This is a genomic window from Coprococcus sp. AF21-14LB (genome assembly GCF_003458885.1).
Classification (GTDB): Bacteria; Bacillota; Clostridia; order Lachnospirales; family Lachnospiraceae; genus UBA9414.
Window position 1 is genome coordinate 1 of record NZ_QRVX01000131.1, and the last position, 902, is coordinate 902.

Here is a 902-nt window from a genome sequence, read left to right on the forward strand (position 1 = left end):
AGTAGATTTATTTATTAGCATTGATAAAGGAGAATTGCAGAATGAAAAGTAGATTTATTTATTAGCATTGATAAAGGAGAATTGCAGAATGAAATAATTAAAATTGCTAATGAGTGTGAGTGGAATTTTGGAGAAAAAATAATTAAAGTCTATTCAGAAAGACAGGGTTTAAGAAAACATATTATACAATGTGGTGATTTAACAGAATTGTATAAAGCAGTAGTTATTTTGGAGGATGATATAAGTGTTTCGCCATTTTTCTTTGAATATGTATTACAAGCAGTACAATTTTATGGAGAAGATGAGAATATTGCGGGGATTTCTCTATATAAACATGAAATTAATGTAGGTTGTTCTTGCTTTTTTGAACCAGATTACAATGGCTATGATACGTTTTTGATGCAATTTGCTCAATCTTGGGGACAATGTTGGACATATAGAATGTGGAAGGATTTTAAACAATGGTATATTAAAAATGAATTAAATGTCTTTGAAGAAAAAAATAGTGATCTTATGAAAAATATACCTAGTAACATTAAAAATTGGGGAAATCAAAGTTGGCTGAAATATTATATGGTATATCTCGTAGAAAAGGATTTATATTTTGTATATCCATATCATGCGTTATCGACTAATCATAGCGAAGTAGGTCAACATAATTTTTATACTAATAGTGATTATCAGATTTCACTTTCTTCAGGGGAAAAAGAGTATAAATTTCCCCGAGTGAAGGAGGCAGTAAAATATGATATATATTTTGAAAGAGTAAATTATAAAGTTCCTAAATATGAAAATAAAAGGATAATTTTTGATTTATATGGTAAAAAAAGAGATTTTTCAAAGGGAGAGTTATAATTTTTGATTTATATGGTAAAAAAAGAGATTTTTCAAAGGGAGAGTTA

The 902-nt window shown here is 27.4% G+C and carries 1 protein-coding gene; it reads left to right on the forward strand.

Features of this window, described 5'->3' with window-relative positions; all coding sequences use genetic code 11:
• The first annotated feature begins 81 nt into the window (after nucleotides 1–81).
• Nucleotides 82–855 carry a glycosyltransferase family 2 protein gene (locus DWX73_RS13340; RefSeq protein ID WP_118349140.1) on the forward strand — a complete coding sequence of 258 codons (774 nt, stop codon included), beginning with the start codon at nucleotides 82–84 and terminating at the stop codon, nucleotides 853–855.
• Nucleotides 856–902: the final 47 nt, after the last annotated feature.